General features: G+C 29.9%; 25 protein-coding genes and 1 pseudogene. 17 read left to right on the forward strand and 9 right to left on the reverse strand.

The genetic code is table 11. From position 1 onward, the window contains the following. Nucleotide 1: 1 nt before the first annotated feature. Nucleotides 2-2,230: an outer membrane protein assembly factor BamA gene (gene bamA, locus CSPB_RS01045; RefSeq protein ID WP_089192810.1), complete on the reverse strand. Its 2,229-nt coding sequence runs from the start codon at nt 2,228-2,230 to the stop codon at nt 2-4. Between the two features lie 82 nt (nt 2,231-2,312). On the opposite strand from bamA, the gene CSPB_RS01050 reads away from it, so the two are divergent. The 10 genes from CSPB_RS01050 (at nt 2,313) to argH (ending at nt 11,913) form a co-directional block, all read left to right on the forward strand. Further along, nucleotides 2,313-3,143, forward strand: coding sequence for a prephenate dehydrogenase (locus tag CSPB_RS01050; RefSeq protein WP_089192811.1), 831 nt, complete (start codon nt 2,313-2,315; stop codon nt 3,141-3,143). 77 nt (nt 3,144-3,220) lie between these two features. Further along, the gene (pgp6, locus tag CSPB_RS01055) at nt 3,221-4,597 is read left to right on the forward strand and encodes a peptidoglycan metallopeptidase Pgp6 (RefSeq protein ID WP_089192812.1); all 1,377 of its coding nucleotides are present in this window, start codon (nt 3,221-3,223) and stop codon (nt 4,595-4,597) included. Between the two features lie 33 nt (nt 4,598-4,630). Next, nucleotides 4,631-5,515 (forward strand): UDP-3-O-acyl-N-acetylglucosamine deacetylase, encoded by an 885-nt coding sequence (gene lpxC, locus CSPB_RS01060; RefSeq protein ID WP_033916970.1) that lies wholly within the window; start codon nt 4,631-4,633, stop codon nt 5,513-5,515. 68 nt (nt 5,516-5,583) lie between these two features. Further along, nucleotides 5,584-5,958: a glycoprotease gene (locus CSPB_RS01065; protein ID WP_227484206.1), complete on the forward strand. Its 375-nt coding sequence runs from the start codon at nt 5,584-5,586 to the stop codon at nt 5,956-5,958. Nucleotides 5,959-5,968: 10 nt separating this feature from the next. Beyond that, on the forward strand, nt 5,969-6,847 hold the full coding sequence (thrB, locus tag CSPB_RS01070) for a homoserine kinase (protein ID WP_089192813.1): 879 nt from the start codon (nt 5,969-5,971) through the stop codon (nt 6,845-6,847). 34 nt (nt 6,848-6,881) lie between these two features. Beyond that, nucleotides 6,882-7,151: a DUF448 domain-containing protein gene (locus CSPB_RS01075; protein WP_235606486.1), complete on the forward strand. Its 270-nt coding sequence runs from the start codon at nt 6,882-6,884 to the stop codon at nt 7,149-7,151. Further along, nucleotides 7,132-9,738, forward strand: a complete 2,607-nt coding sequence (gene infB, locus CSPB_RS01080; RefSeq protein ID WP_089192815.1) for a translation initiation factor IF-2 — start codon at nt 7,132-7,134, stop codon at nt 9,736-9,738. Before CSPB_RS01075 ends, infB begins: the two co-directional genes overlap by 20 nt. After that, complete coding sequence (gene rbfA / locus CSPB_RS01085) at nt 9,735-10,100, forward strand: 30S ribosome-binding factor RbfA (protein WP_089192816.1); 366 nt, start codon at nt 9,735-9,737, stop codon at nt 10,098-10,100. Before infB ends, rbfA begins: the two co-directional genes overlap by 4 nt. Continuing rightward, nucleotides 10,093-10,512 carry a ribosome maturation factor RimP gene (rimP, locus tag CSPB_RS01090; protein WP_089192817.1) on the forward strand — a complete coding sequence of 140 codons (420 nt, stop codon included), beginning with the start codon at nt 10,093-10,095 and terminating at the stop codon, nt 10,510-10,512. The genes rbfA and rimP overlap by 8 nt, the downstream gene beginning before the upstream one ends. A 12-nt stretch (nt 10,513-10,524) precedes the next feature. Further along, nucleotides 10,525-11,913 carry an argininosuccinate lyase gene (gene argH, locus CSPB_RS01095; RefSeq protein ID WP_089192818.1) on the forward strand — a complete coding sequence of 463 codons (1,389 nt, stop codon included), beginning with the start codon at nt 10,525-10,527 and terminating at the stop codon, nt 11,911-11,913. Between the two features lie 296 nt (nt 11,914-12,209). Here the strand turns inward: argH and CSPB_RS08995 are convergent. From CSPB_RS08995 to tgt, 3 genes and pseudogenes are all read right to left on the reverse strand, one after another. After that, a pseudogene (locus CSPB_RS08995) lies at nt 12,210-12,515 on the reverse strand (CorA family divalent cation transporter); the annotation flags it as partial. Nucleotides 12,516-12,725: 210 nt separating this feature from the next. Next, a complete protein-coding gene (locus tag CSPB_RS08565; RefSeq protein ID WP_161492171.1) occupies nt 12,726-12,902 on the reverse strand; it encodes a hypothetical protein in 177 nt (58 codons plus the stop codon). Further along, complete coding sequence (gene tgt / locus CSPB_RS01110; RefSeq protein WP_089192821.1) at nt 12,892-14,022, reverse strand: tRNA guanosine(34) transglycosylase Tgt; 1,131 nt, start codon at nt 14,020-14,022, stop codon at nt 12,892-12,894. Before tgt ends, CSPB_RS08565 begins: the two co-directional genes overlap by 11 nt. Before the next feature lie 39 nt (nt 14,023-14,061). Here tgt and CSPB_RS01115 point away from each other — a divergent pair, with 39 nt between their 5' ends. The 6 genes from CSPB_RS01115 to mog are packed head-to-tail and all read left to right on the forward strand — an operon-like array spanning nt 14,062 to nt 21,548. Beyond that, nucleotides 14,062-15,477: a COG3400 family protein gene (locus CSPB_RS01115; protein WP_089192822.1), complete on the forward strand. Its 1,416-nt coding sequence runs from the start codon at nt 14,062-14,064 to the stop codon at nt 15,475-15,477. An 18-nt stretch (nt 15,478-15,495) separates the two neighbouring features. Continuing rightward, a complete protein-coding gene (aroB, locus tag CSPB_RS01120; RefSeq protein ID WP_089192823.1) occupies nt 15,496-16,536 on the forward strand; it encodes a 3-dehydroquinate synthase in 1,041 nt (346 codons plus the stop codon). Continuing rightward, the gene (locus tag CSPB_RS01125; RefSeq protein ID WP_089192824.1) at nt 16,533-18,125 is read left to right on the forward strand and encodes a mechanosensitive ion channel family protein; all 1,593 of its coding nucleotides are present in this window, start codon (nt 16,533-16,535) and stop codon (nt 18,123-18,125) included. Before aroB ends, CSPB_RS01125 begins: the two co-directional genes overlap by 4 nt. After that, nucleotides 18,122-19,360, forward strand: a complete 1,239-nt coding sequence (gene mtaB, locus CSPB_RS01130) for a tRNA (N(6)-L-threonylcarbamoyladenosine(37)-C(2))-methylthiotransferase MtaB (RefSeq protein ID WP_089192825.1) — start codon at nt 18,122-18,124, stop codon at nt 19,358-19,360. Before CSPB_RS01125 ends, mtaB begins: the two co-directional genes overlap by 4 nt. Beyond that, nucleotides 19,323-21,002, forward strand: a complete 1,680-nt coding sequence (locus CSPB_RS01135) for an AAA family ATPase (RefSeq protein WP_418219546.1) — start codon at nt 19,323-19,325, stop codon at nt 21,000-21,002. Before mtaB ends, CSPB_RS01135 begins: the two co-directional genes overlap by 38 nt. A 15-nt stretch (nt 21,003-21,017) precedes the next feature. After that, entirely contained in the window at nt 21,018-21,548 is a 531-nt protein-coding gene (mog, locus tag CSPB_RS01140; RefSeq protein WP_089192826.1) for a molybdopterin adenylyltransferase, read from the forward strand. 97 nt (nt 21,549-21,645) lie between these two features. On the opposite strand, the gene CSPB_RS01145 is transcribed toward mog, so the two are convergent. From CSPB_RS01145 to nhaA, 3 genes are read right to left on the reverse strand one after another with little or no spacing between them, the layout of a single operon-like run. After that, the gene (locus CSPB_RS01145; RefSeq protein ID WP_089192827.1) at nt 21,646-22,827 is read right to left on the reverse strand and encodes a replication-associated recombination protein A; all 1,182 of its coding nucleotides are present in this window, start codon (nt 22,825-22,827) and stop codon (nt 21,646-21,648) included. Continuing rightward, nucleotides 22,827-23,525, reverse strand: coding sequence for a uracil-DNA glycosylase (ung, locus tag CSPB_RS01150; protein ID WP_089192828.1), 699 nt, complete (start codon nt 23,523-23,525; stop codon nt 22,827-22,829). The genes CSPB_RS01145 and ung overlap by 1 nt, the downstream gene beginning before the upstream one ends. Next, nucleotides 23,522-24,694: a Na+/H+ antiporter NhaA gene (gene nhaA / locus CSPB_RS01155; protein WP_193625333.1), complete on the reverse strand. Its 1,173-nt coding sequence runs from the start codon at nt 24,692-24,694 to the stop codon at nt 23,522-23,524. Before nhaA ends, ung begins: the two co-directional genes overlap by 4 nt. A 107-nt stretch (nt 24,695-24,801) precedes the next feature. Here nhaA and CSPB_RS01160 point away from each other — a divergent pair, with 107 nt between their 5' ends. After that, the gene (locus tag CSPB_RS01160; protein ID WP_089192829.1) at nt 24,802-25,686 is read left to right on the forward strand and encodes a DMT family transporter; all 885 of its coding nucleotides are present in this window, start codon (nt 24,802-24,804) and stop codon (nt 25,684-25,686) included. A 176-nt stretch (nt 25,687-25,862) separates the two neighbouring features. Here the strand turns inward: CSPB_RS01160 and CSPB_RS08570 are convergent, their stop codons facing one another. Together CSPB_RS08570 and CSPB_RS01170 are read right to left on the reverse strand one after the other, a co-directional pair. Next, nucleotides 25,863-26,030, reverse strand: a complete 168-nt coding sequence (locus CSPB_RS08570) for a hypothetical protein (protein ID WP_161492172.1) — start codon at nt 26,028-26,030, stop codon at nt 25,863-25,865. 66 nt (nt 26,031-26,096) lie between these two features. Then, on the reverse strand, nt 26,097-26,321 hold the full coding sequence (locus tag CSPB_RS01170; protein ID WP_033916950.1) for a hypothetical protein: 225 nt from the start codon (nt 26,319-26,321) through the stop codon (nt 26,097-26,099). Nucleotides 26,322-26,821 lie beyond the last annotated feature (500 nt).

The following is a 26,821-nucleotide window of genomic DNA, read 5'->3' on the forward strand; positions in this document are numbered from 1 at the left end:
ACTAAAATCTACTTCCAATCATAAATTCAAATGTATTTGTATCATCTCCTGCTTTATCATTGAGAGGTTTTGTAAATATAAGCTGAAGCGGACCAATGGGTGTATTCCATTCTATACCAGCACCTGTGCTATATCTTTTGATTTGATCGATATTGTTACCCTCACCTATCATACCATAATCAAAAAATACCAAACCTCTCATTTTGATTCTATCTATTAAAGGAAAACTTAATTCTACAGAGTTATTAAATGATATTTCGCCACCTATTTCATCTCCATAAATATTTTTAGGAGATACACTTCTTGAATCAAATCCTCTAATTGACCTCATACCTCCTAGATATATTCTTTCGTTAATCGGCAAGTAACCATTATCCCAAGCTTTTTGAAACTCAGATTTGTATCTTAGGATTAAATCATATCCGATATAATCTGCTAACCCTTGATAAATATTAAATTTGGTTCTATTTTTAAAAAATTCAGAATCTCCGCCAGCTCCTGCCACTTCAAGAGAAGTAGAAGCTATGATTCCGTTTCTTGGCAAATAGTAATCATCTGTGTTATCAAAAGATATAGATGGTATAAATGCACTTTTTAAATTTTTACCTGTTTTATAGCCAGTTCTTATAAGGGAATCACTTAGTTTTTTAATGTCGCTTTGCTCTATAACATAAGCCAAAGATACATTTGTATATCTTCCTAGTTGTCTTCCTATAGAAGTTGTAAATCCATATGCATCTTCTTCGTATGTATCCCAATCGTAGTTATTAGCATATACCATGCCGCTTAGGCTATATCTTGAATCAAATAGTCTTGGATTTGTTAAACCTATCCTTCCACTTAGCTCATCATCACTTTTATCTATACCTATAACACCTTTTAATCCTGTTCCAAACACATTCGTATCAGATAAACTTGCACTTAATAGCAAGCCATCACTACTTCCATATCCGATACCGCCGGTAATTGATCCAGTAGGTGCCTCTTTTACATCTACAAGCAAATCTACTTGATTGTCATTTACTCTCTCTTCTTTTATTTGAGCTTCATCAAAATAACTCGTTCTTTTTAGTGCATTCCTAGAATCAAACATATCTTGTCTATTGTATAAATTTCCTTCTGTTAGATAAAGCTCTCTTCTTATAACTTTATCTGCTGTTTTTTCATTTCCAGCGATATGAACATTTCTTATATAAACTTGATTTCCAGGTATAACTTTATAATGTATAGCAACTGTGTGATTATCTTGATTTTTATCTGTTTGTGGTATAACTCTTACATATGCATATCCTTTGTTTGCGACGGCATCTTCTATTTTTTTAGTATCAAATCTTAATTTTTGAGAATTCATCGTGTCGCCAACTTCAAGCTTAAAATTATCTTTTATTTCATCTGCATCTACGCCCACAAAATCCGGGATTTCTAAAGTAATATCTGAAATTTTATATCTTTCACCCTCTGTTATATAGTATGTAAGTTCTGCTGTGTAGTTATCCATAAATGCATTAAAATATGGCGTTGAAACTGTTGCATCTAGGTAGCCTTTTTTAAAATATTCATCTAGTATTTTTGCAGGATCATTTGCAAGTTCAAAAATTTTAGCACCACCATCATTAAATCCCCACATCCAGCCTAATATCTCTTTTTGTTTATTTGCAACAGCTGGCTCTATATCTGAATAATCAAGTTCTTTTGCGCCAACCAAATTTACATTTTGGATGATTATTTTTTCTCCTCTATTTACTTTCATGGTTACATGAAGACCGCTAGATCCTTCTGCTATTGGCTTTGTATCTACTACTACAACGGTATCAAAAAAACCTTTTACTTCATAAAATTGTCTGATTCTCTCTTTTGCTTTTTCCATACCAAATGTGTCATAAATTTGACCTTGTTTGATTCCTATGAGAGATTCTATAGTTTTTTTATCGTTTGTAACAACACCTTCTATGTCTAGTTTGGCAATACTTGGTCTTTCTTTTACGATAAAAGTTATATGACCATCTTTATTGTCAATATAAATATCATTGAAATAATTTTGCTCAAATAATTTTTTAATAGCCCTATCTGATTTTTGCGGAGTTAGTTCTTCACCTATACCAAGACCTGCTATTTGAGTTGCAACTGTAGGCGATAGTTGAACCAAACCTTCAAAATTTATAGATTTTATTTCTACACCATAAACACAACTATAAGTTGTTAATAAAGCTAAAATAACTTGTTTTTTCATTAAATTTTACCTAAAATACTAGTATTAAAAAGTGATATAATACCATAATAATTTTGTTTTTTTATTAATTTTAAGGAAAAGTATGAGAGTAGGAATTGTTGGACTTGGATTAATAGGTGGTTCTATGGGGTTGTGTTTGAAAAAAACTAAAATAGTTTCAAGCATTGTTGGATATGACATAAATAAGCAAAATGAAGAAGATGCTTTAAATTTAGGTTTAGTTGGCTCCATTATGGATATAGAGGATATGAAAAAAAAATGCGATATCATTTTTTTAGCCGTTCCTGTAGAGGCTATCATAAAAATAACCCAGAGTTTTGGTGACATAGATGAAAATTTAACAATTGTAGAGCTTGGAAGCACAAAAGTTGAAATTTTATCAAATGTTCCAAGAGCTATCAGAAAAAATTTTGTTGCAGCTCATCCAATGTCAGGAACAGAATTTTCTGGACCAATGGCTGCAAAAGATGATTTATTTAAAGATGCTGTGATGGTTCTTTGTGATATGGAGCAAAACTCTGAAATTCATAGAAGAAGAATAGTTGAAATTGCTTCACATATCGGTATGAAAATAGTTTTTATGAGTGCAACTGAACATGACCATCACGCAGCAATTATATCTCACATAACTCATGTTATAAGTTTTTCTTTGGCAAATAGTGTTATGAAAGAAGAAGATATCAAACACATTTTAGCTCTAAGAGGTGGTAGCTTTAGCGATATGATAAGAACAGCAAAAAGCTCTCCTGAAATGTGGAGTGATATATTTAAACAAAATAGCGAAAATATACTTTTTGCTATTAATATGTTTAGAAAAGAGCTTGACATATGTGAAAATTTAATTAAACACAAAAAATGGGATGAGCTTAGAAATTGGATGAGCGAGGCTAGAAAAATAAGGGAAATTCTTTAAATTTAAATTATAAATTTACAAAAAATTTATAGAAATTTAGTTAAAATCAAGACTTAATATATTTTTAAAGGTTTTTAATGGCAAGAAACGGTAGAAGTTTTGGCGGTATAATATTTCTTATAATTTTTGTTATAGTTGGAATTGGTTGTGTTTATCTTCTCAAAACTCCTATGTTTGAAAGAAATTCACCTGAGGTAAAGCTAGATAACAAGATTTATTGGAATTTGAAAAATCCACTTCCTATAGAAGTTAGCGATGATAGTGGTATTAAATTTATAAGAGTTAGTTTAAGTGATGGAACAAAAAGCGTTACTATTGCAAATGAAACTTTTGAAATTCCTCAAAAAAATGCAAAACTTGATATTGTATTTCCTAAAACAGGATTTTTTGCTTCTAAAAATGAATATACATTAGTTGTTGAAGCCGTTGATAAAAGCTATTGGAAACTAACAGGCAATAGCACTATAAAAAAAGCAACCGTTAGCGTTGATACAAAAAGACCAGAAATTTATGTTATCAATCAATCATATTCTATAGCAAAAGGTGGTGCAGCAACTGTAGTATTTAGGGCAAATGATGAACAACTAAAAAGAGTTTATATACAGACTAATTATGGAAAAGAATTTATAGCAACGCCTTTTTATAAAGAAGGGTATTATGCTGCTTTAGTTGCTTGGCCAGTAAGTGAGCAAAACTTTAGTGCTGATGTAGTAGCTGAGGATTATGCCGGAAATATAAGCAAGGCAAGGATTAGATATTTTTTAAAAAATAGAGTTTATAAAGAATCATCAATAGAGCTTAAAGATAATTTTTTAGATGGTAAAATAGAAGATCTTGCAAATATATACGCACAAGATCCTTCTTCTCTTTCTAGGCTTGAGAAATTTAAATTTGTAAATGAGACACTTAGGATAGGTAATGAGGATAAAATAAGAGAAATAACTTCAAAGGTTCCAGATGGAATGTTGGAAAATTTTGATATATCTCCATTTTTTCCTTTAAACAATGGAATGGCTGTAGCTAGTTTCGGTGATCATAGATTTTACTATTATGGTGATAAAAAAAACACAATTAGCGAATCTTGGCATATGGGAATAGATTTTGCTAGCGTGGCACAAGCACAGATAACATCAAATAATCCAAGTCAAGTTGTTTTTGCAAATGAAAATGGGATATATGGATTAAATTTGATTTTATACCATGGTTTTGGTCTATATAGTTTATATGGACACTGCTCAAGTATCAATGTATCACTAGGGGATGTTTTTATAAAAAAACAAAATATTGCAAATACTGGAATTACTGGTCTTGCACTTGGGGACCATCTTCATTTTGGTATGATTGTTCAAGGAATAGAAGTAAGACCTGAAGAGTGGATGGATAAAAAATGGATGAAAGAAAATGTTTATGATATTTTAAATAGTGCTAAAAAAGCTATGGTAGATAAAAAATAATCTGATTTATTAGTAGATATTAAGGATATAGTTTTGAATCAAATTACAATAGGAAAAAGGATAGAGGGTGTTGGTATAGGCTTACATAAAGGTGAGCCTATAAAATTAATCTTAGAACCTCTTGAATCAGACATGGGTGTTGTATTTTATAGAAGTGATTTAGGTATTAGTTTTAAAGCTGAACCAAAAAATGTTATAAATACACAAATGGCAACTGTCCTTGGTTCAAAAGATGGTTATGTTTCAACTATAGAACATTTAATGAGTGCAATTAGTGCTTATGGGATAGACAATATTAGAGTTGTTTTAGATGCAAACGAAGTTCCTGTAATGGATGGCAGTGCTATGGCATTTTGTATGCTTTTAGATGAGGCTGGGATTAGAAAGCTTGATAAAAAGAAGAAAATTTTATCCATAAAAAAGCCAGTTGAAGTTAGAATGGGTAATAAATTTGTAAAAATAGAACCATCTAAAGATTTTAAATTTGATTATACGATTAAATTTGATAATCCTGTTATAGGAACACAAAATTTCGTATTTGATTTTAGTAAAAAAAATTTTATAGAACAGATTGCAAAAGCTAGGACATTTGGATTTTTAAAAGATGTTCAAATGCTAAGATCTAAAAATCTAGCACTTGGTGGAAGTTTAGATAATGCAGTAGTTATAGACGAAAATAGAATTTTAAACCCAGAAGGACTTAGGTTTGAAAATGAGTTTGTAAGGCATAAAATTTTAGATGCTATTGGTGATTTAGCTCTGCTTGGACTTCCAATGATTGGTAAATATACGGCTTATGCTGGAAGTCATGAATTAAACCATAAACTTACGCTAGATATATTAAGCAGTGAAGAAAATTATGAAATTTTAACACTAGATGGCGAGAAATCTGTAGAGTATGCAAAGGCTTTCGCATAAAAAAAGTTGAAATTTTAGTTATTTGCCTTTCATCACCTTTTTTGGTTGGCATATATGAAAATGGGAATTTGATAGATTATTTTAAAAGCGATAAGAAATGCGGTGATTGTTTGCCAGAGATTTTGCAATTAGCTTTAAAAAAATTTGACATAACTCATATTATATATACAAATGGACCAGGTAGTTTTATGGGCATAAAACTAAGTTATATTATTTTAAAAACATTTTGTATCATAAAAGGTATCAAATTTAGTGCTATTAGTGGATTTGATGTAAGCAATAATGGAGTAATAAGAGCAAATAAAAATATGTCTTTTATTTTGCAAAATGGTAAAATAAATATGCAAAAAATCCAAAGTGGCGGGTTTTTTTTGCCAAAAAAACTAAAAGATGTAAAAATTTATGATGATACTTTGCCAAATTATATAATTAGCCCTATTTAAGGATATTTGATTGAAAATTTTAGTTCCAGCAACTAGTGCAAATTTAGGACCAGGTTTTGATACATTAGGACTTGCATTGGAGTTTTTTAATGAAGTAGAAATCAAACCTTTTAAGGTTCAAACTATTTCTATTAGCGGAGAAGGATGCAATAAGTCTTTTTTAAAAAAAAATAATACTTTTGTAAATATTTTTAATGAAATTTTCTTAGAACTTACTGGAAAAAGAGAAAATTTTAAATTTAAATTTAAAAACTATATACCTTTTTCTAGAGGACTTGGAAGTAGTTCTGCAGTTATAGTTTCTGCTATAGCATCTGCTTATAAAATAGCAAATTTTAAAGTAGATAAATATACTATATTAAATAAAGCTTTGGTTTATGAAAACCATCCAGACAATATAACTCCTGCAACTTTTGGCGGTTTTACCTGCTCTATAATAAATAACAATAAAGTGCTTTTTAAAAAATGCGATATAAGTTCAGATATAAAAGCTGTTGTTGTAATACCATCAAAGAGTATGGGCACAAAAGAATCAAGATCAAAACTCCCTAAAAAATATACAACCCTAGAGTGTGTAAACAACATATCTCACGCGTCTTTTTTGACGGCATGTTTTTTTACAAAGCAGTATGATAGTTTGCGTTATGCCTGCAAGGATATGCTTCATGAAGACATTAGAATGAAGGCTTTAGCGGAGCTTTTTGAAGTTAGAAATTTGGCTTATGAAAATGGTGCTATTATGAGCACACTTTCTGGAAGTGGATCTAGTTTTTTAAATATAGTTCATAAAGACGACGCTAATAAATTTAAAAAACTTTTTATAAATAAATTTCCAAATTTTAGAGTTGAGATATTTTCATTTCAAAATGATGGTATTATAATAAATTAAAAAAGCAAAAAAAAAGAAAAACAAAGATATAATAGTGAAAGAGAAAAACAAGTGCTTACAAATTCGAATGTGTGTGGTATGCAAAAATAGATTTCCTCAAAAAGAGCTTTGCAGATACGAAGCTAAAAATCAAGATATAAAGCATTGGAATGGTGTTGGTAGAAGTTTTTATATTTGTGTGGATTGTTTAGAAAAAGATATGAAATTTATAAAAAAACCTCTTAGTAGATATATTAAAAATATACATAAAATAACTGAGCAGGACTTAAAGGAGAAGCTAGTAAATGGCGAGTGTGAAGATTAGTGAAATTGCATTAGAGATTGGTTGTTCTAATGCTGAAATCATAAAAAAAGCTCAAGAAATGGGCTTGACAAGTGTAAAAAAAGCTGATAGTTCAGTAAATGAAAAAGAAGCAGAAGCTATATATATTTATGTTCAAACAGGCGTAATTTCAGATGAGTTATTGGCTAAAAAAGAAAAAAAAGCAGTTGCTAAAAAATCAAAAAAAGATTCCAAAGAAGAAAGTAAGCCAAAGGAGAAAAGTGCATCTAAAACGCAAAAAACCAAAAAAGATGAGATAAAAAAAGAAGAAAATACAAAACCTACACAAGAAGATAAACCAAAAGAAAAAAGTATTCCTCAAAATACACAAAAGCCTATAGAAACGCTAGCTAGTGCGTCTTTACAAAAAAGAAGAGGACTTGTAATAGTAAAAAAGAAAAAAGAAGAAGAACAAGAAGATATAACAAAGATATCAAAAGAGATTTCTAAAACAAAAGAAGAGGCATTAAAATATTTAAATTTAGAAAATGCATTTTCAAATAGCGATGCAAATTTAGATAAAAAGAAAAAAGAAAAAAAGAAAAAAGTTGCAGTTTCAAAAAAAGAATCAGTTCAAAAAGTTGATTTGCTTGGCGAAATGGCTGAAATTGTTTTAGAAGATGAAGATATGGTAATTTTACCAGATCTTACAACAAAAGAATTTACTCCAACTGTAAATCATCAAAATAAAAAACAGACAAATGTTTTAAAGCAGTCTTTTAACAAAGTTTTAGGCGAACAGAGCATACAAAGAAAAGCTAGAAAAAAACATAAAAAAGTAGAAAAAAAAGATAATAATGAGATAATAACATCCATAAATATACCTAGAGAAATTAGAGTTTATGAATTTGCTGATAGACTAAATAAACAACCAAGTGAGATTATATCAAAGCTTTTTATGCTAGGTATGATGACAACTAAAAATGATTTTTTGGATGATGATGCTATAGAAATTTTGGCTGATGAGTTTGGTGTTGAGGTAAATATAGTTGATACAAAAGAGGGCTTTGATTATGTAAAAGCTTATGATGATGTTGAAATTGATAAAGAAAATGGTGTAAGTAGAACTCCTGTTATTACTATAATGGGTCATGTTGATCATGGTAAAACAAGTTTGCTTGATTATATAAGAAATTCTCGTGTTGCAAGTGGTGAAGCAGGCGGTATTACTCAGCATGTTGGTGCTTATATGGTAAATAAAGATGGCAGAAATATAACATTTATAGATACCCCAGGCCATGAAGCATTTACTGCTATGAGAGCAAGAGGTGCACAAGTAACGGATATAGTAATCATAGTTGTTGCAGCAGATGATGGCGTAAAACCACAAACAATAGAGGCTATAAATCATGCAAAGAGTGCAAATGTGCCTATCATTATCGCTATAAATAAAATGGATAAAGAATCTGCAAATCCAGATATGGTAAAAAGTGGATTAGCAGAACTTGATGTATTACCAGTTGAATGGGGCGGAAAATATGAATTTGTGCCAATTTCAGCAAAAACAGGAATGGGAGTAGAAGAACTGCTTGAAGTTGTGCTTTTACAAGCTGATATTTTGGAATTAAAAGCAAATCCAAATAGAGATGCAAAAGCCGTGATAGTTGAAAGTTCTTTGCAAAAAGGTAGAGGTCCTGTTGCAACCATTATAGTAGAAAACGGAACTTTAAATTTAGGAGATACCGTTGTTGCAGGTGTTGCTTATGGTAGAGTAAGAAGCTTAAGTGACGATAAGGGCGTTAAACTTAAAAGTATAAAACCAGGAGAGTGTGGTGTTATAACTGGACTTAGCGAAGTTCCTGAAGCAGGAGAAGCTCTTATAAGTGTTAAAAGTGAAAAAGAAGCAAGAGAATATGCTCAAAAGAAAATGGAGTATCTAAGACAAAAAGAACTTTCTAAATCTACAAAAGTTACCATTGATGAGCTTGCTGATAAAATAAAAGAAGGTGAGATAAAATCGCTACCTATAATTATAAAAGCAGATGTTCAAGGTAGCTTAGAGGCTATAAAGGCAAGCTTGGAAAAGCTTAGAAACGAAGAGGTTAAAGTTGATATCATTCACTCAGGTATTGGAGGTATAACTCAAAGCGATATTGGTCTTGCTAGTGCTAGTCAAAATTGTGTTGTTTTAGGTTTTAATATAAGACCAACTGGAACTATAAAAGAACAAGCAAAAGAACGTGGCGTTGAGATAAAAACATATAATGTTATATATAGTTTAATTGACGATGTGAAAATGCTACTTAGTGGTTTAATGAGCCCAATTCTTAGAGAAGAGCAACTTGGACAAGCTGAGATAAGGCAGGTTATAAATGTACCAAAAGTAGGAGCTATTGCTGGATGTATGGTAACTGAAGGCACTATAAATAGAGGTGCAAAAATAAGACTTATTAGAGATGGTGTTGTTGTTTATGAAGGAAATGTTAGTTCATTAAAACGCTTTAAAGATGATGTAAAAGAGGTCGCAAAAGGTTATGAGTGTGGCGTTGGTATAGATGGATACAATGATTTAAGACAAGGTGATTATATAGAAAGTTATAAAGAGATAGAGGAACAAGTTAGTATATGAATTCAGCTGAAATTAAAAGACTTAGAACGCAAAGCGTTTTAAAGCAAATTATCCCAGAAGCTTTTGCAACTCTTGGAGATGATATGCTAAAGGGTCTTTGTGTTACAGATGTAGAGTGCAAAAAAGGAAGATATGATGCTTTTGTTTATCTAGACAAGATGTTTTATGATGAAAAAGAGCAAAGTTATATCTTAAACCATTTAAAAAAAGCTTCAAAAATCATCCAAAATTATTGTTTAGAAGATCAAGGTTGGTTTAGAGCTCCACAACTTCATTTTAAATTTGACGATAGATTAGAGTATCAAAATCATATGGACGATTTGTTTGATAAAATTTCAAAGGAACTAAAGAAAAATGGTTGATTTATCATCTTTGGTCGAGCAATGTGGTGTTAAATTTTATGGTGTAGAAACACAAAGCTTACCATCAAAAACTATTTATAGGATTTTTATAACAAAATATGGTGGCATTAATCTAGAAGATTGCGAAAAAGTAAGTAAGCTTTTGTCGCCTATTTTTGATGTAGAGCCTCCAGTTGGCGGAGATTGGATTTTAGAAGTTAGTAGTCCAGGGCTTGAAAGAAGGCTTACAAGTATAGAAAATTTTGCAAATAGTATAAATGAACTTGTAAAAATAACATGCAAAAATAATGAAAATTTAAGCGGTAAAATACTAAATATAAAAGATAATGAGATAATTTTGCAAACTCAAAATGGTGAAATTATAATAAATTTTAATGATATAAAAAAAGCCAAAACTTACATAGAGTGGTAATAAGGAGCATTTATGCAAAAAATGTGGTCTGGTAGATTTAGTGAGGCTAGTTCAAAACTATTAGAAGAATTTAATGCATCTATAAATTACGATAAAAATCTTTTTTTGCAAGACATAAATGGCTCTATAGCACATGCTACAATGCTTGGAAAATGTGGCATTTTAGATAAAAATGATAGTGAAAAAATAGTTGATGGTTTAAATGAAGTTCTAAAAGAAATTCAAAGTGATAAATTTGTCTTTAAAATAGAAGATGAAGATATTCATATGGCTGTTGAAAAAAGATTAAGTGAGATTATAGGAGCAGATCTTGGCGGAAGACTGCACACTGCAAGAAGCAGAAATGACCAAGTTGCGCTTGATTTTAGAATGTTTGTTTTAAATGAGTTTAAAGAAATTTCAAATTTACTTTTAAATTTGATTAAAACGCTTCTTAAAAAAACTAAAGAGCATAAAGATACTATAATGCCCGGTTTTACTCATCTTCAACACGCTCAGCCTGTATCTTTTGCCTATCACTTACTTGCGTATTGTTTTATGTTTAAAAGAGATATTTATAGACTAAAAGACTCTTTTAAAAGAAATAATTTTAGTCCGCTTGGCTGTGCTGCACTTGCTGGAACACCACATAAAATCGATAGATTTGAAGTTGCTAAGGCTCTTGGATTTGATGGTGTTACATCAAATTGTATGGATAGTGTAAGTGATAGAGATTTTGCCCTTGAGCTACTTTTTGATATATCTTTAATATTTACTCACACTTCAAGATTATGCGAAGAGCTTATTTTATGGAGTTCTCAAGAATTTATGTTTATAAGTATGAGTGATAAGTTTTCAACAGGAAGCTCTATAATGCCACAGAAAAAAAATCCAGATGTAGCCGAGCTAATACGCGGTAAAACTGGCAGAGTTTATGGAAATTTAATAGCTCTTCTTACTACCATGAAATCTTTACCCCTTGCTTATAATAAGGACATGCAAGAAGATAAAGAGGGTGTTTTTGATAGCGTAAATACTGCTAAAACTAGTTTAATAATACTAAATGAGATGATTGATAGTATGAGTATAAATAGCGAAAATATGCTAAAAGCATGCAAAACAGGACATCTTGTTGCTACTGATTTGGCGGATTTTTTAGTTAGGCAGAAAAATATCCCTTTTAGAAAAGCCCATTTTATAACAGGAAAATGTGTTGCCATAGCAGAGAGTAAAGGTTTGGATTTAAGTGAGCTTAGTTATGAAGAGTTGAAAAGCGTTGATGAAAATATAGATGAAACTGCTATAAAAACATTAAGTTTAAATAACTCAAAAGAATCTAGAAATAGTGTAGGTGGCACTGCAAATTCAAGTGTTGAAAATCAGATACAAGAGCTTGAAGAATTTTTAAATACTAAGTTTTAATTAATATAAAATTATTTTTTTGGTTATAATCCTTTGAAATTACAGGATTTGATTACGAAAAAATATATTTTTAATGGTTTTTAGTGTCTTATGTTAGCCTTTTTATTATGTTTGCTATGCAAAAAAAGTTTGTTTATTAGAAATAGTGTAAAGCACCATAATGCTTCAAATTTAAAGCTATATTAATTTGGTGTAAATACCAAATAAACTACATAAATAAACTCTATTTAAGCAAATTTATCTAACTATTTGTTTTGCAAATGATAGCATAGACAGATTTAAAATGATGAATATTATTAGTTATTTTTATGCCTTTTAATAATCCAAATTGATATTAACAAAATTACTATACAAATTATAATAAAAGCAACTATTGTTGTGCCATTTTCAAATTTATTAAAAAACATTCCTTTTGTATTCATACCGAAAAATCCAGTTACTAAATTTAGTGGTAAAAATATAGTAGATGCCAAAGTTAGGATATAGATATCTTTTGTGATTCTATCATTTCTTAAAGATATTATATGAGCATGGATATCATCTAGCCTTGAAAGATTATCTTTTAGCTCATCTTTGTAAATTTTTAACTCATTTATGATAGGTTTTAGCTGTTTTTTTTAAAAAACTTTGTTCGTTAAAACACAGCTCCAAAGCTTCTGTAAAATCAGCAAATTTTCTTAAAAAATTTGTTATTTCATACTTTTTTGTATGGTATTTACGTGAAAATTTGGCGTCATATGAATTATCAATGAAAATTTTTTCATGATTTTCTACAAATTTTGTATATTTTGAACTTTTTTCTTTATATGTGCTTACATATTTTTTAGAGCCAAAATAAAGAATTCTTTATCTACAATGGTGCAAAAATTCTCATCTTCTGTGTAAATTTGAGATTTTACAAAGATAAAATTTACGCTACTTTCGCTAGTAACAATGCTAAGCATATCGTAATGATCAAAATACAAATATTGTGTAGAGCTAAATTTCATTTTTGTCTCTTTTTGCATAAAATTCTTTTTTAAATTTACTAAATTTACATTGCAAAATCGCCTCTCTTGCTTCTTTTACTAAGCTTAGATAGTAATGCAAATTATGAATACTCGCTAATCTAAAAAATGTAAGCTCTCTTGATTTAAAAAGATGATTTAAATACCCTCTTGAAAAATTACGACATGTGTAGCAGTTGCAGTTTGGATCTATCGGGTTATGATCATTTATAAATTTGGCTGATTTTATATTTATCTTGCCAAAAGTTGTAAAAAGAGTGCCATTTCTTGCATTTCTTGTTGGCATTACACAATCAAACATATCAACACCACGCTCTATATTTTCAACTATATCTTCAGGCGTGCCAACTCCCATTAGATATCTTGGGCGGTTTGTATCAACAAATGGCATCATTGCTTCAACAGTATCATACATCTCATCATTGCTTTCGCCAACACTAAGCCCACCTATGGCAAGTCCATCAAAGTTCATTTCACATAAGCTTTGTGAACAAAGTTTTCTTGCTTCATAGTCTGTTCCGCCTTGTATAATTCCAAATATATTTTGATTTATGCCTATACCATTTTGCTTGTTTTGCTCATGATAATCTATGGCTATTTTTGCCCATGACAAAGTTCTTTTTATGCTTAATTCTATCCTTTCTTTGCTAGCTGGAAGTGCCGGAAGATCGTCTAATATCATCATTATGTCACTATTGAAATCATACTGCGTATCAAGAACACTTTTTGGAGTAAAATAATGCATACTTCCATCTATGTGACTTTTAAATTTAATTCCTAAATCATCATTTTTTGTATTGCTTCTTAGCGAAAATGCTTGAAAGCCGCCGCTATCTGTTAAAAAGCTTCTATTAAATTTAGTAAATCCATGCAGCCCACCAAATTCTTTTATGATTTTTGAGCCAGGTCTTAGATATAGATGATAAGTATTTCCAAGTATAATCTTTGCATCAAGTTCATTTAACAAATCATTTGCATCTAAACTTTTTACAGCCCCAAGTGTGCCAACTGGCATAAAAATAGGAGTTTGTATCGTAGAGTGGGAAGTTTGTATCGTACAAGCCCTTGCGTTTTGATCTATTTTATCTATTTTAAATTTCATTTTATATATAATATCCCTTAGTTAAACTTTGGAGTTTGTATGAAAAATATTTTAATCATAGCTGATGGAATTTTAGCAAAATCTTTCTTAGAAAGAGTATTTAGTCTAAAAGAGACAAAACTTAATTTTGTCATCATCACATACCGAAATACAACACTGCCAAAAAAACCAAAATCTGAAAATTTTAAATTCCTAAGTTTTGATCCAACTAGTTTAGAAAAGTTAAAAAGGGCTATATTTGATTTAAATTTGGAATTTAGCCATTGTATGATAAATATGAAAAAGCTTTTAGATACAAAAGCAGTTTATAATAACATAAGACAAATAAATCCTAAAATGGAAGTTTATTTGATAGATTTTTGGGGCTTTGAACACGAAATTGATGATCATCTTACAGTTATTGATCCAAGAGAAATTCTAGCATCAAGATTTTTAGATTATTTGCCAGATGTGCCTGTTGTAGCCGATAATATCGGCTTTGGTGAAGGTGAAATAATGTCTGTTAGGATACCTTATGGAAGTTCGTTTGCGTATAGGCGAATAAGCACAATAGCACAAAAAGGCTGGAAAATATGTATGATTTATCGAGGTCAAAGTTATTTTGTGGTTAATTATACTTCAATGATTTTGCCAAATGATACGCTATTAGTAGTTGGGGATCCAAAGCTTTTAAGACAAGTTTTTAGAAGCATAAAACAAAATTTAGGTCTTTTTCCTTCGCCTTTTGGAAGCAATATCCTAACTATCATTGATATGAAAAAAATGAGCGAAGATGAGATGCAAAGACTTCTTGAAGATAGCTTGTATTTTAATAAAAATTTAATAAATAAAAGACTTTATATAAAAGTTATCAATGCTAAACCATCAAAAATATTAGACACATTAAAAACATGCGATGATCCGCAAGTTAATATTAAATTTGATCATTTTAGTAGCAAAATGGAAAATTTAAAGCAAGATGTATTTAACCATGATATAGGCGTTATCATAACAAATAATAAATTCTTTGAATCATATAAAAAAGAGTATTTTGAGCTTAGAATCCCAATACTAAAAGTTGGCAAAGTTGGTGCACAAAATTTGCAAAAAGGCGTTATATTGGGAACTGGCGAAGAGATAGAATTAAACTCATCTGTTATCTTAGATATCTGTTCTCAACTAAATTTAGAAATAGAACTTCATCATTATGAGATACAAAAGCCAGATATAGATAAAGCCTTGATAGAACATTTTAAAACTCTTTCAAAAATATTTAATAAAAATGTAGAAATAATAAATGATAACTCCGCAAATCCTATACTCAAGCTAAAACAAAAAGAAAATTTGCTACAATTTGTAAATTTTAGCGATAAAATGTTACAAAATCATTTTATGTCACTATTTTCAAACGATATGGATAGAGTGTATTTTAAGTTAGAAGACAACTATCAGCTTTTTGTTCCAAATGAGACATAATAAATTTAAAGGTGAAAAATGCAGATAAATGTAAAATTGCAAGATTCAAAACTAGATTACACAGTTTTTATAGATGAGTTAACTGAGCTTAAATTTGATACTAAAGTTTGCGTAATAACAAATCAAAAAGTAGCAGGACTTCATTTAAAGTCAATTTTAGACATTTTAGTCTGTAAAGAACTTAGTGTAATTTGTGTAAGCGATGGCGAAGAATATAAAAATTTTGATACTATTAATCACATTTTAGAACAGATGTTTTTAGCAAAACTTGATAGAAATAGCATTGTTATAGCTCTTGGAGGTGGAGTTGTTACCGATATGGCTGGATTTGCTGCTGGAATTTATGAAAGAGGCATTAAATTTATAAACATACCAACTACGCTTTTAGCCCAAGTCGATGCTAGTGTTGGCGGTAAGACCGGTATAAATAATAAATTTGGTAAAAATTTAATAGGCATTTTTAATCAACCTTTAGCTGTGTATTGCCAGAGTAAATTTCTTCAAACTTTACCAAAAAGAGAGCTTTATGCGGGACTAGCTGAAGCGATAAAAATGGCTATTATGTTTGATAGAGAGTTTTTTGAGTTTATTAAAAATGTTGATACATTAAAAAATGAAAATTTAGTCAAAATAATCTCAAAATGTATAGAATTAAAAGCTAATGTTGTATCAAAAGATGAATTTGAAAATGGCATTAGATCTGTTTTAAACTATGGTCATACATTTGGACATGTTATAGAAAATCAAACAAAATACAAAAAATATTTACACGGCGAAGCAGTTTCAATAGGTATGAATATGGCAAATGAACTAGCTTTAAAAATGGGTTTTGTCAGCAAGGAGTATATAGATGAGATTAGAGATGTTTTAGAAAAATTTTCACTGCCAACTACATACAAAGTTGATGATGAAAATGAGTTTTATGAGGCATTTTTCTTAGATAAAAAAAGTAAAGACTCAAAAATAAAATTTGTTTTGCCTGATGAGGAAAATGGCTTTAGAATTTGCGATGATATTCATAAAGTTATCGTTTGTGATGTTTTGAAAAAATTTCAATGAAAAAGATATTAATACTTTTTACGATTTTTTTTATAAGCTTAGTATACTCCGAAACTAACACTACTTTTTATGATAAAAACACTTCTTTAGAGACTTTAAAAAATTTACAATCTAGTCTCAAAAGCATAGACAATAGCTTAAAAGATAATATTTGGTTTATTAGGTATTCAAACTTTAATGCATACCAAAAGATGAAAGATGAAGCAGAGCTTTTGGCATCTGAAATCAAAAATTCTAAAAATGAAAAAGTTGTAGCAGAACTTGAAAAAAATCTGGTTACACTAAACAAACAAATGGAGGTTTTTAAAGAATTTCAAAAGTCTCCATTTGTAAATATGACTCAGCCAATGCCGATAGAAGATGGCATTAGTATAAAAAATCCATTTGACATAATATCTGGTTTTTCTGCTATAAAAAGACTTAATTCACAGTTTACAGAATATACAAATAAAATGGCAAATCTTCAAATTTTGATTTCTAAATTTGAAGAAAAAAGAGATATTTTACTTCAGATTGAAAATATTGCTCCAAGCAAAGAAATCTCAAATTTGATACAAAAAACAAATTATTATTTAAATGAGTTTAACTCAGCAAATGACATAATGTATACAACTTTAAATGTATATGAAAAACAGGTAAATGAAACAATACACTCTATAACAAAAGATATGAAAGAACAGGCTACAAACGCCTTTAGTATAGCGATTTTGATTTTTATAATAATTGCTGTATCTTTTTTATTTAAATACATTGCAAAAAAATATATAGATCAAAATGAGAGAGTTTATACTGCAAATAAGATTATAAATTTTATAAATGTTACTCTTATTGTCATCATTTTACTTTTTGCTTATATAGAAAATGTTACTTATCTTGTTACTGTTCTTGGTTTTGCCTCAGCTGGTCTTGCAATTGCCATGAAAGATATGTTTATGTCTTTGCTTGGATGGATAGTTGTGGTTTTTGGTGGAACTTATCATGTAGGAGATAGAATAAAAGTTAGAAGAGATGGCGAAAATATAGTTGGAGACATAATCGATATATCACTTCTTAGAATAACAATATATGAAGATATTACTCTTATTACTTATAAAGAAACAAGGCGTGCAGGAAGGATAATATTTGTCCCAAATAACTACATTTTCACAGATCTTATAGCAAACTATACTCACTATGGAATGAAAACTGTTTGGGATGGCATAGATATAATGATAACTTTTGAATCAAATCATAAAAAAGCAATGTATATTATCAAAAATATAGCTAGAAAATACTCTAAGGGTTATACAGATATAGCAAAAAAAGAGATGAATAAATTAAGAAGCCAGTATAGTATAAAAAATCCAAATGTAGAGCCAAGGATTTTTAGTTTTTTTGAGCCTTATGGTATAAATATAAGCGTGTGGTATATGGCAAATGCTTACACAGTTCTTTCTCTTAGAAGTACCATAAGTTTTGAGATAATTGAAGCTATCAAGATGGAAAGCGATATAGAAATAACTTATCCAAAACAGACACTTTTTATGAATAAAACAAGCAAAAAAATGCCAGATATCCCAAAACAAATTGGCGAGGAGTTGTTGTATTGAGAGTTTATATAAAGACTTTTGGATGCAGAACAAATATTTATGATAGCGAACTTATCAAGCAATACGCTAGTGATGCTGCGATTGTTGAAAATGAAAAAGACGCTGATATAATCATAGTAAATTCTTGCACTGTGACAAATGGAGCTGATTTTGATTGTAGAAACTATATCCATCATGCAAAAGCACTTGGTAAAAAAGTTATAATGACTGGCTGTGGTGCGATTAGTAGAGGAAAAGAGCTTTATGATAACGGCGATTTGTTTGGTGTTTTTGGAATGTCGCAAAAAAAAGATATAAACAAATTTATAAACTCAAAAGCCCCCTTTTATGATATTGGAAATTTACAAAATGTTGATGAAAATGCTTTAAATTCCTATAATGACAAAACAAAAGCTTTTATCAAGATTCAAGAAGGTTGTAACTTTAGATGTAGTTACTGCATAATACCAAGTGTTAGGGGCAAATCAAGAAGTATGAATGAAGAGGGCATTATAAATGAAGTTTCATCTCTTGTAGACAATGGCTTTAGTGAGTTTGTATTAACTGGTACAAATATAGGAAGTTATGGCAACGATACAAACTCAACTCTTGGCAAACTTCTTGGCAAACTTGGAAATATAAAAGGTCTAAAGCGTATAAGACTTGGAAGTTTAGAGCCAAGCCAAATAGATGATAGCTTTAAAGAAATTTTAAATGAGAGTTGGTTAGGGCGGCATCTTCACATTGCCATTCAGCATACTAGTCAAAAAATGCTCAATATAATGAGAAGAAGAAATAAATTTAGTAGCGATTTAGAGCTTTTTACTTCGCTTAATGAGCTAGGATTTGCTCTTGGAACAGATTTTATAGTCGGGCATCCAGGAGAGAGCGAAGAAATTTGGGATGAAGCATTAGAAAATTTTAAAAAAATGCCTTTAACTCATCTTCATGCTTTTGTGTATTCAAAGCGTGAAAATACGCATTCTGCAACCTTAACTAATAATATAAATGGCATTGTTTCAAAAGAGCGTTTAAAACTTATTAAAAAAATAACTGAGAATAATTGTGTAGAATTTAGAAATAAACATAAAAAACCACTTGAGATATTGGTTGAAAGATTAAAAGGTGATTATTACGAAGGATATGATCAATATTATATAAAGTCTCGTATAAAATCTAATAAAAATTTGGCTAAAAAATGGATAAAGGTTGATGAATATGATATCAAAAATGAAGCAAATTACTGCAAATTTTAAATTTACTAAAATTAAAATAGTTATCATTTTAGCGTTTATTTTAGCTATACTTTTCGGTATTGTTGTTTTTAAAAATTCACCAAAAACTATAAGTTTAAATGCGTTTGATGCTTTGGTTGAACAAAATGTTGTATCAAAGGCGTATATAAAAGATGATTTTTTGATAGTCATTGTAAACAACCAAGCTTACCAAGTTTTATCTAATGGGGTAGATTTTAATAAAACTCTACGCAAAATTCCTATAGATCAGGTAAAAAGCAGTGAATTTTTGGATATATCTTTAGGTATTGTTATATTTTTTATGCTTTGTATAACAATATTTTTTATTGTTAGAAAGTATAAGCAAAAAACTTCCCAAACTGAAGTTCTTCAAAAAAATGAAGATATAGAAAATATCATAAACTCATCTTTAACGCCTGTTATTTCAAATGTTAAATTTGATGATGTTGCAGGTATTGATGAGATAAAAAATGAGTTAAGTGAAATTGTTGATTTTTTGAAAAATCCATCTAAATATAGACATTTTGGTATAAATTTACCAAAGGGTGTTTTGATGGTTGGACCTCCTGGAGTTGGAAAAACACTTATTGCAAAAGCTGTTGCTGGTGAAGCAAATGTGCCATTTTTTTATCAAAGTGGTTCAAGTTTTGTTCAAATTTATGTAGGAATGGGTGCAAAAAGAGTTAGAGAACTTTTTGCTAAAGCTAAATCTTACGCACCTTCTATAATATTTATCGATGAGATTGATGCAGTTGGTAAAGCAAGAGGTGGCGGCAGAAATGATGAAAGAGAAGCTACGCTAAATCAGCTTTTAACTGAAATGGATGGATTTGAAGATAGCTCTGGAGTTATTGTGATAGCTGCAACAAACAAAATAGAGATGATGGATGATGCTTTGCTTAGATCTGGTAGATTTGATAGGCGTATTTTTATACCAATGCCAGATATACAAAGTAGGGCGGCTATTTTAAAAACATATCTAAAAAATAAACAAAGTGAAGTTGATATAATGAGTATTGCAAAATCAACCGTAGGGTTTAGCGGTGCGGGTATCGCAACACTTGTAAATGAGGCTGCAATACATGCTATTAGAATGGGTGGAGGGCTAATAACAAATGATGATTTTGAAGCTGTTCAAAAAAGTGTTTTATATGGAAAAAGAAAAACAATAACCTATAGTGATGAAGAAAAAGAAATTTTATCTATTTATCAGGCTGCTAAGGCAATCTGTGCTTTTTGGCTTGATTTTAAATTTGAAAAATTTTCTATGTTAGAAGATAAATTTATAAATGTAGAACACTCAATTGAGTCTAAAAAACATCTACTTGCTAAAATCAAGGTTTATTTAGCTGGTATGGCAGCACTTAAAATTTATAGAAATGATTTGTATTCAAATTCTAAAAATGATCTTGAAGAGGCAAAACAAATAGCTCATAAAATAGCTTATGAATATGGTATGTCCCAAAGCATTTTCCCAAATCAAGTAGAAGTTGAAAATATCATAAATGAAGCCTTTAATGAAATAAGTGAGTATTTAATAGGTGTAAAAGAGCAGCTTTTATCGGTAGGAGCTTATATTTATAAAAATGAAAGTATAGAATATGCTGCGTTAAAAGAGATTTTAGGACAAACTTACAAATAAAATAAAAGGAAAAGTATGATAAAAATAGGCATTTTAACTATGAGCGATAGAGCAAGTGAGGGCATTTATGAGGATTTATCTGGAAAGGCTATAAAAGAGCTTTTAGAGGAGTGGATAGTTAGCCAAATGAAATTTGATTATAGAGTTATATCAGATGATTTTGAGCTTATAAAACAAAATTTAATATCATTAAGTGATGAATTTAAAGCAGATTTGATAATCACAACTGGCGGAACAGGACCAGCAAAAAGAGATGTAACTCCTGAAGCAACTGAAGCGGTTTGTGAAAAAATGATGCCAGGATTTGGCGAATTAATGAGAATGGAAAGTTTAAAATATGTCCCAACTGCAATTTTGTCGCGTCAAACAGCTGGCATAAGAGGAAATAGCTTTATTATAAATTTACCTGGCAATCCAAAATCTATAAAAGAGTGTCTAGAGCCAGTATTTCCAGCCATTCCTTACTGCATTGATTTGATAGGCGGCTCATATATACAAACCGATGAAAATAAAATGAAAGTTTTTAGACCTAAAAAGAAGAAATAAATTTAAATTTTGTGCTAAATATATAGTTTTAGCACAAAATTCATTTTAGTTTTTATTTGTGAAATTTAAAAAATAGCTCTATTATTTATTTTAAATATTATGAATTTTGTTTCATTTTTTTAATCCATTCATCTAGTGTTTTTTCAAAGCCTATCCCACTAGAAGTATAAAATTTAACTATTTTTTCTGTGTATTTTTGTTCTACCCAACCACCGAAATCATGTGGATATAGATAGTTTTTTATATTTGGATTTGTATTGATAAGGTATTTTGGAATTTTCATGGCTTTATTGTTTTTAACATAATCCAATGCTTTATTTATCGCTGTGTAACTTGAGTTTGATTTTGGCGAACTTGCTAGATACACCACACATTGTGCTAGTGGAATTCTAGCTTCTGGAAAACCTATATTTTTTACTATATTTAGAGTTGATGAAGCTATATTTAGTGCATTTGGATTTGCATTTCCTATATCTTCACTTGCAAGTATTGCTAAGCGTCTAGCGATAAAATCGGCACTCTCGCCACTATTTATAAGTCTTGCTAAGTAGTAAAGTGATGCATCTACATCGCTTCCTCTAATGCTTTTTATGAAAGCACTTGCTAATTCGTAGTGCGTATCATCGCTACTAACTCCTTCATTTATCGCATTTGCTCTTAATGTTTTTAGTGTGTGTAGCTCTATGTCGTTTGAAATTTCAAGCCCAAACTCAAGTAAATTTAGCATAGACCTTGCATCTCCGCCACTACTTTTTATAAGATAGTCTTTTGCTTCTTTGTTTATATTAAATTTTACTTTTTCTTTTATTCTTTGTAGTAATTTTTCTAAATTTAAGCTTGTTAATGTTTTAAACTCAAATAACATGGAGCGACTGCGAATGCCAGAACTTAGTGTAAAAAAAGGATTTTCTGTGCTTGCTCCAATGATTAAGGCAAGATAGCTTTCCATTGGTATTAACAGGGCTTCTTGTTGTGTGCGACTTAAGCGATGAATTTCATCTATGAAAAAAAGTGGCTTAGTAAGCGAGTTTTGATGATTTTTTAAAATAGTTCTAAATGTTTCTATTTTTAAATTTCCACCATCAAATTCATAAAATTCATAATGCATCTCATTTGCTATAACTCTTGCAAAACTGGTTTTTCCGCAACCCGCAACGCCATAAAATATAGAGTGGGGTATTTTTTCATTGTTTAAAAATTTTTTAAAAATTTCTACAATCTTTTCTTGTCCGCAAATTTCATCAAGTGTTTTTGGGCGAAATTCAAGTGCAAATGCCATTAATGTATGTCTTTGTAGTTATTTAAATCCCAGTCAATTGCTTTTTTTGAGTGACTTAAAAGGTAACTATTTGCTTTTGAAAAATGCTTACAACCAAAAAATTTCCCACCAGCCAAAGGGCTTGGATGAGCCGCTGTTAAGATAAGATGTTCGTTTTCATTTATGAGAGATGATTTTGCTTTTGCAAAATTTCCCCACAGCATAAAAACAACATTTTTCTTTTTAGCACTTATTTGCTTTATCACAGCATCGCTAAATCGTTGCCAACCAAAAGAACTATGTGAGTTTGCCATGTTTGCTTGAACGCTTAAAGTTGTATTTAATAATAAAACACCTTGCTTTGCCCAGTATGTTAAATCGCCACTATTTGGTTCTTTTATGTTCAAGTCGCTGTAAATTTCTTTATATATGTTTTGTAAAGATGGTGGAATCTTTATGCCATTTGGTACAGAAAAACTTAGCCCCATAGCTTGATTTTTTCCATGATAAGGATCTTGCCCTAGTATTACAACCAAAACATCATCAAATGGGGTTAAGTTAAAAGCATTAAACATAAGTGAGCCTGGCGGGTATACTTCACCACGCTTTTTAGCATCGATTAGCTTTAGTTTTAATTGCTCAAAATACGGAGATAAAAACTCATCTTTTAAGACATTTTTCCAACTTTTTTCTATTTTTACGCTATTTATATCTATCAATTATACATCTCTTTTGTGGCATTTGCTTTTATTATCAAGTAACCAGCAATAGCAGCTATAAACGATGCTATTAATATGGCTAATTTATCTGCATAATTGTATATATCGCTATGTTCGTAGGCGATTGATGAGATAAAAAGACTCATACTTGCACCAATTGCTGTTAATACACAAAGTCCAAAAAACTGACCATAATTTGTATCTTTTGGTAAATTTGTAATTTTAAATTTTATAGCCGCATAGCTAAATACAAAAATTCCAAGAGGTTTTCCTACTAAAAGACCAATTATTATACCTATTGGAACAGGGTGTAAGAGTGATTTAAATGCTTCTAAATTTAGTGCAATTCCAGCATTTACAAATGCAAATATAGGCATGATAAAAAATGTAACCCAAGGATGCAATGTGTGTTCTATTTTATTTAAAAGCATAGTTTTATTTTTGGTTTGTAGCGGTATAAAAAAAGCTGTAATTACGCCAGCTACTGTAGAGTGAACACCTGATTCTAAGAAAAATAACCATAATAATAACCCAAGTATGATATAAGGAAGTGGCGAATTTGCTCTTTTAAAGTTAAAATACGCAAGAAAACAAGTTGTTATAGTTGCTAACACAAGTGCCAAAGTAGAAAGCTCTGAAGTGTAAAAAACCGCAATTATAACAACAGCAATAACATCATCTATAATGGCAAGAAGTAGCAAAAAAGTCTTTAATGCTGGTGGAAATTTTGATTTTAAAAGTAGCAAAATACCTATAGCAAATGCTGTGTCGCTAACTATTGGTATCGCCCAGCCTTTTATGGCAAAACTATCGCCTAAATTTAGTAAAATAAATATCATAGCAGGAATTATAACGCCACCGATTCCGCCAATTACTGGAAGTGCAACTTTTGATGGAGTGCTAAGTTCTCCAACTAAAATTTCTCTTTTAACCTCAAGCCCAATGTAGAAGAAAAAAATCGCCATCAATCCATCATTTACCCATAAAATTATAGGTTTTATTATCTTATAATCACCTATTACGATGCCAGATTTTAATCTTAAAAAATCACTATAAAAACTTGATAAAATTGTATTTTGAAAAATTAGAGCTAAAATTGTAGCTATTATTATCAAAATGCCACCAGTTGCTTCGTTATTAATAATTTTTTTTATGATATTTAGGTTCAAAATCTACCTTTATTTGCTTATTAAAATTATAAATTTATGATATCAAAAAAAACATTAATAAGCTGTTAATTACATAGATATTTTATAAATTTGGGTATAATTTTTGGATGCAAAATTTATATATTAGTGGCGTTTTTTACGCTTTTTTTGGCGGAATATTTTGGGGATTTTCTGGGGCTTGTGGTCAGTATCTTTTTATGTATAAAAATGTAGATCCAGTTTGGCTAACAGGAGTAAGACTGCTTGGTGCTGGAATTTGTCTTTTTGTTTTGATGATAATCAAGCAAAAAAGAGATATTTTTAAAATTTTTACAAACAAAAGCTCTTTATTTCAACTTATGATTTATTCGTTTTTTGGCTTGATGTTGTGTCAATATACATATTATGAGACCATAAAACATTCAAATGTAGCCATAGCTACCATACTTCAATACACCGCACCTGCAATGATAATGATTTTAGCGTGTTTATGGTATAAAAAACTTCCAAGTATAAAAGAATTTTTTGCACTAATTTGTGCTAGTATAGGGCTTTTTCTTATCGCAACACATGGAAATTTAGATAAATTAATAATAGATATATATCCTTTTACAATAGGCATGATATCTGCACTTTGTGTTGTTATATATAGTATAAGTCCAATAAATATAAATAAAAAATATGGAACTTTGATAACGCTTTCTTGGGGATTACTCATTAGTGGAATTATATTTTTTGTTGCAAGTAACTCATATAAAGTTTTGCAAATAACTGATATTTACAGCTTTTTGGGAGTTTGTGGGGTTATATTTTTTGGAACTATTTTAGCTTTTTCGTTTTATATGAGAGGAGTTGATATAATAGGTCCAACAAAAGCAAGTATGATAGCTTCTATTGAGCCAATTTCAGCTATGATTTTTTCGTATTTTTGGTTTGGTGTAAAGTTTGTTTTACTAGATTATATTGGCGTATTTTTGATACTTTTATGCACTATCTTGGTTTCAAAAAAATAAATTTATCTAAACTTAAAGCCCAAATTTAAGGGTTTTTGAGTTAAAATTTAACTTTTATGATTTTTGTTTTATCGCCTGTAATGCCAAAATTATTATCATTTATCAAAATCCACTCGTTTTCATTAATCACAGCTATACTTTCAATTTTGCTTGGAAAACCTTTATAATCATCTGTGCTAAAAATAAGTTTTTTTAAGAGTGTTGTTTTGCAGATTTTTAGGATTTATTTTATAAAATTTAGTTGTTTTACTAACTCGCTTTAATACTACCAAATCACCATTTGGTAAAGTAGCCATTTCGCTTACTTTTACATCATTTGCTTTCTTTTTTCTTTTTGCTATCAAGTTTAAAGCTATTAACATCATCAAGTGGATAGTTTAAAGTTTGTAAAACTTCTCTGCTACTTCTATCTATGACATAAATGGACTTTGTAAAATAGTATAAGCAAATTTGTCATCTTTACTTAAAGAAATGGCTTTAAAGCCCCTATTTAGTTGCCTTTGTCTGAGTTTTTGTGGAAAGTTTTCTACTACTTTATAATCAGCTTCATCTAAATTTTTAGCAACGCCTTTTGGGACCCATCTTTCTTTAATGATACAATTTAAATCAGTAACAAATACTTGGACCATATTCATCTGTACTCATCATTAGAGATAGCCAAAGCTTTGCTATCTATGCCATTTACATCATAAGCTAATTCTTTTTTATCCATTGAGTAGCTTTTTCTGTTGTGGATTTGACACGCCGCTTATATTTTTACCGTTACTTGTTTTTAATGTAATTGTTTCTAAAATTTCTATGCCATCATCTTTTATTTTAAGTTTATAAATACTTGGTGTAAATTCTGGATAAGGAAAAACTTTGCCTTTTTTGCAAAACTCATCTTTTAAAATATTTTTTGTTTCTTTGCAATCAATATTTATTCCTCTGTCAGTTATGGCATAAATTACATTTTATCATCACTATCTTTATGAAATGCACCGCTTCCATAGCCTATGCTTGGATGAAACGGAAAATCAAATTTCTTATTAATTCCAAATTAGATTCAAACGAACTAAACTCTAAGCCAAAGCAAAAACTAGTAAGTGCAAAGCTGAGTAAAACATATTTTTTCATAGAAATCTCCTTAAATATT

The organism is Campylobacter sputorum (assembly GCF_002220775.1).
GTDB lineage: Bacteria > Campylobacterota > Campylobacteria > Campylobacterales > Campylobacteraceae > Campylobacter_F > Campylobacter_F bovis.

Coding starts and splice junctions, on each gene's coding strand:
- CSPB_RS01170 (WP_033916950.1), bottom strand. CDS start 26,321: ATGAATATGGTCCAAGTATTTGTTACTGATTTAAATTGTATCATTAAA.
- pgp6 (WP_089192812.1), top strand. CDS start 3,221: ATGGCAAGAAACGGTAGAAGTTTTGGCGGTATAATATTTCTTATAATT.
- CSPB_RS01125 (WP_089192824.1), top strand. CDS start 16,533: ATGAAAAAGATATTAATACTTTTTACGATTTTTTTTATAAGCTTAGTA.
- mog (WP_089192826.1), top strand. CDS start 21,018: ATGATAAAAATAGGCATTTTAACTATGAGCGATAGAGCAAGTGAGGGC.
- CSPB_RS01135 (WP_418219546.1), top strand. CDS start 19,323: ATGATATCAAAAATGAAGCAAATTACTGCAAATTTTAAATTTACTAAA.
- bamA (WP_089192810.1), bottom strand. CDS start 2,230: ATGAAAAAACAAGTTATTTTAGCTTTATTAACAACTTATAGTTGTGTT.
- aroB (WP_089192823.1), top strand. CDS start 15,496: ATGCAGATAAATGTAAAATTGCAAGATTCAAAACTAGATTACACAGTT.
- argH (WP_089192818.1), top strand. CDS start 10,525: ATGCAAAAAATGTGGTCTGGTAGATTTAGTGAGGCTAGTTCAAAACTA.
- CSPB_RS08565 (WP_161492171.1), bottom strand. CDS start 12,902: ATGAAATTTAGCTCTACACAATATTTGTATTTTGATCATTACGATATG.
- CSPB_RS01050 (WP_089192811.1), top strand. CDS start 2,313: ATGAGAGTAGGAATTGTTGGACTTGGATTAATAGGTGGTTCTATGGGG.
- infB (WP_089192815.1), top strand. CDS start 7,132: ATGGCGAGTGTGAAGATTAGTGAAATTGCATTAGAGATTGGTTGTTCT.
- CSPB_RS01160 (WP_089192829.1), top strand. CDS start 24,802: ATGCAAAATTTATATATTAGTGGCGTTTTTTACGCTTTTTTTGGCGGA.
- rimP (WP_089192817.1), top strand. CDS start 10,093: ATGGTTGATTTATCATCTTTGGTCGAGCAATGTGGTGTTAAATTTTAT.
- CSPB_RS01115 (WP_089192822.1), top strand. CDS start 14,062: ATGAAAAATATTTTAATCATAGCTGATGGAATTTTAGCAAAATCTTTC.
- rbfA (WP_089192816.1), top strand. CDS start 9,735: ATGAATTCAGCTGAAATTAAAAGACTTAGAACGCAAAGCGTTTTAAAG.
- CSPB_RS01145 (WP_089192827.1), bottom strand. CDS start 22,827: ATGGCATTTGCACTTGAATTTCGCCCAAAAACACTTGATGAAATTTGC.
- tgt (WP_089192821.1), bottom strand. CDS start 14,022: ATGAAATTTAAAATAGATAAAATAGATCAAAACGCAAGGGCTTGTACG.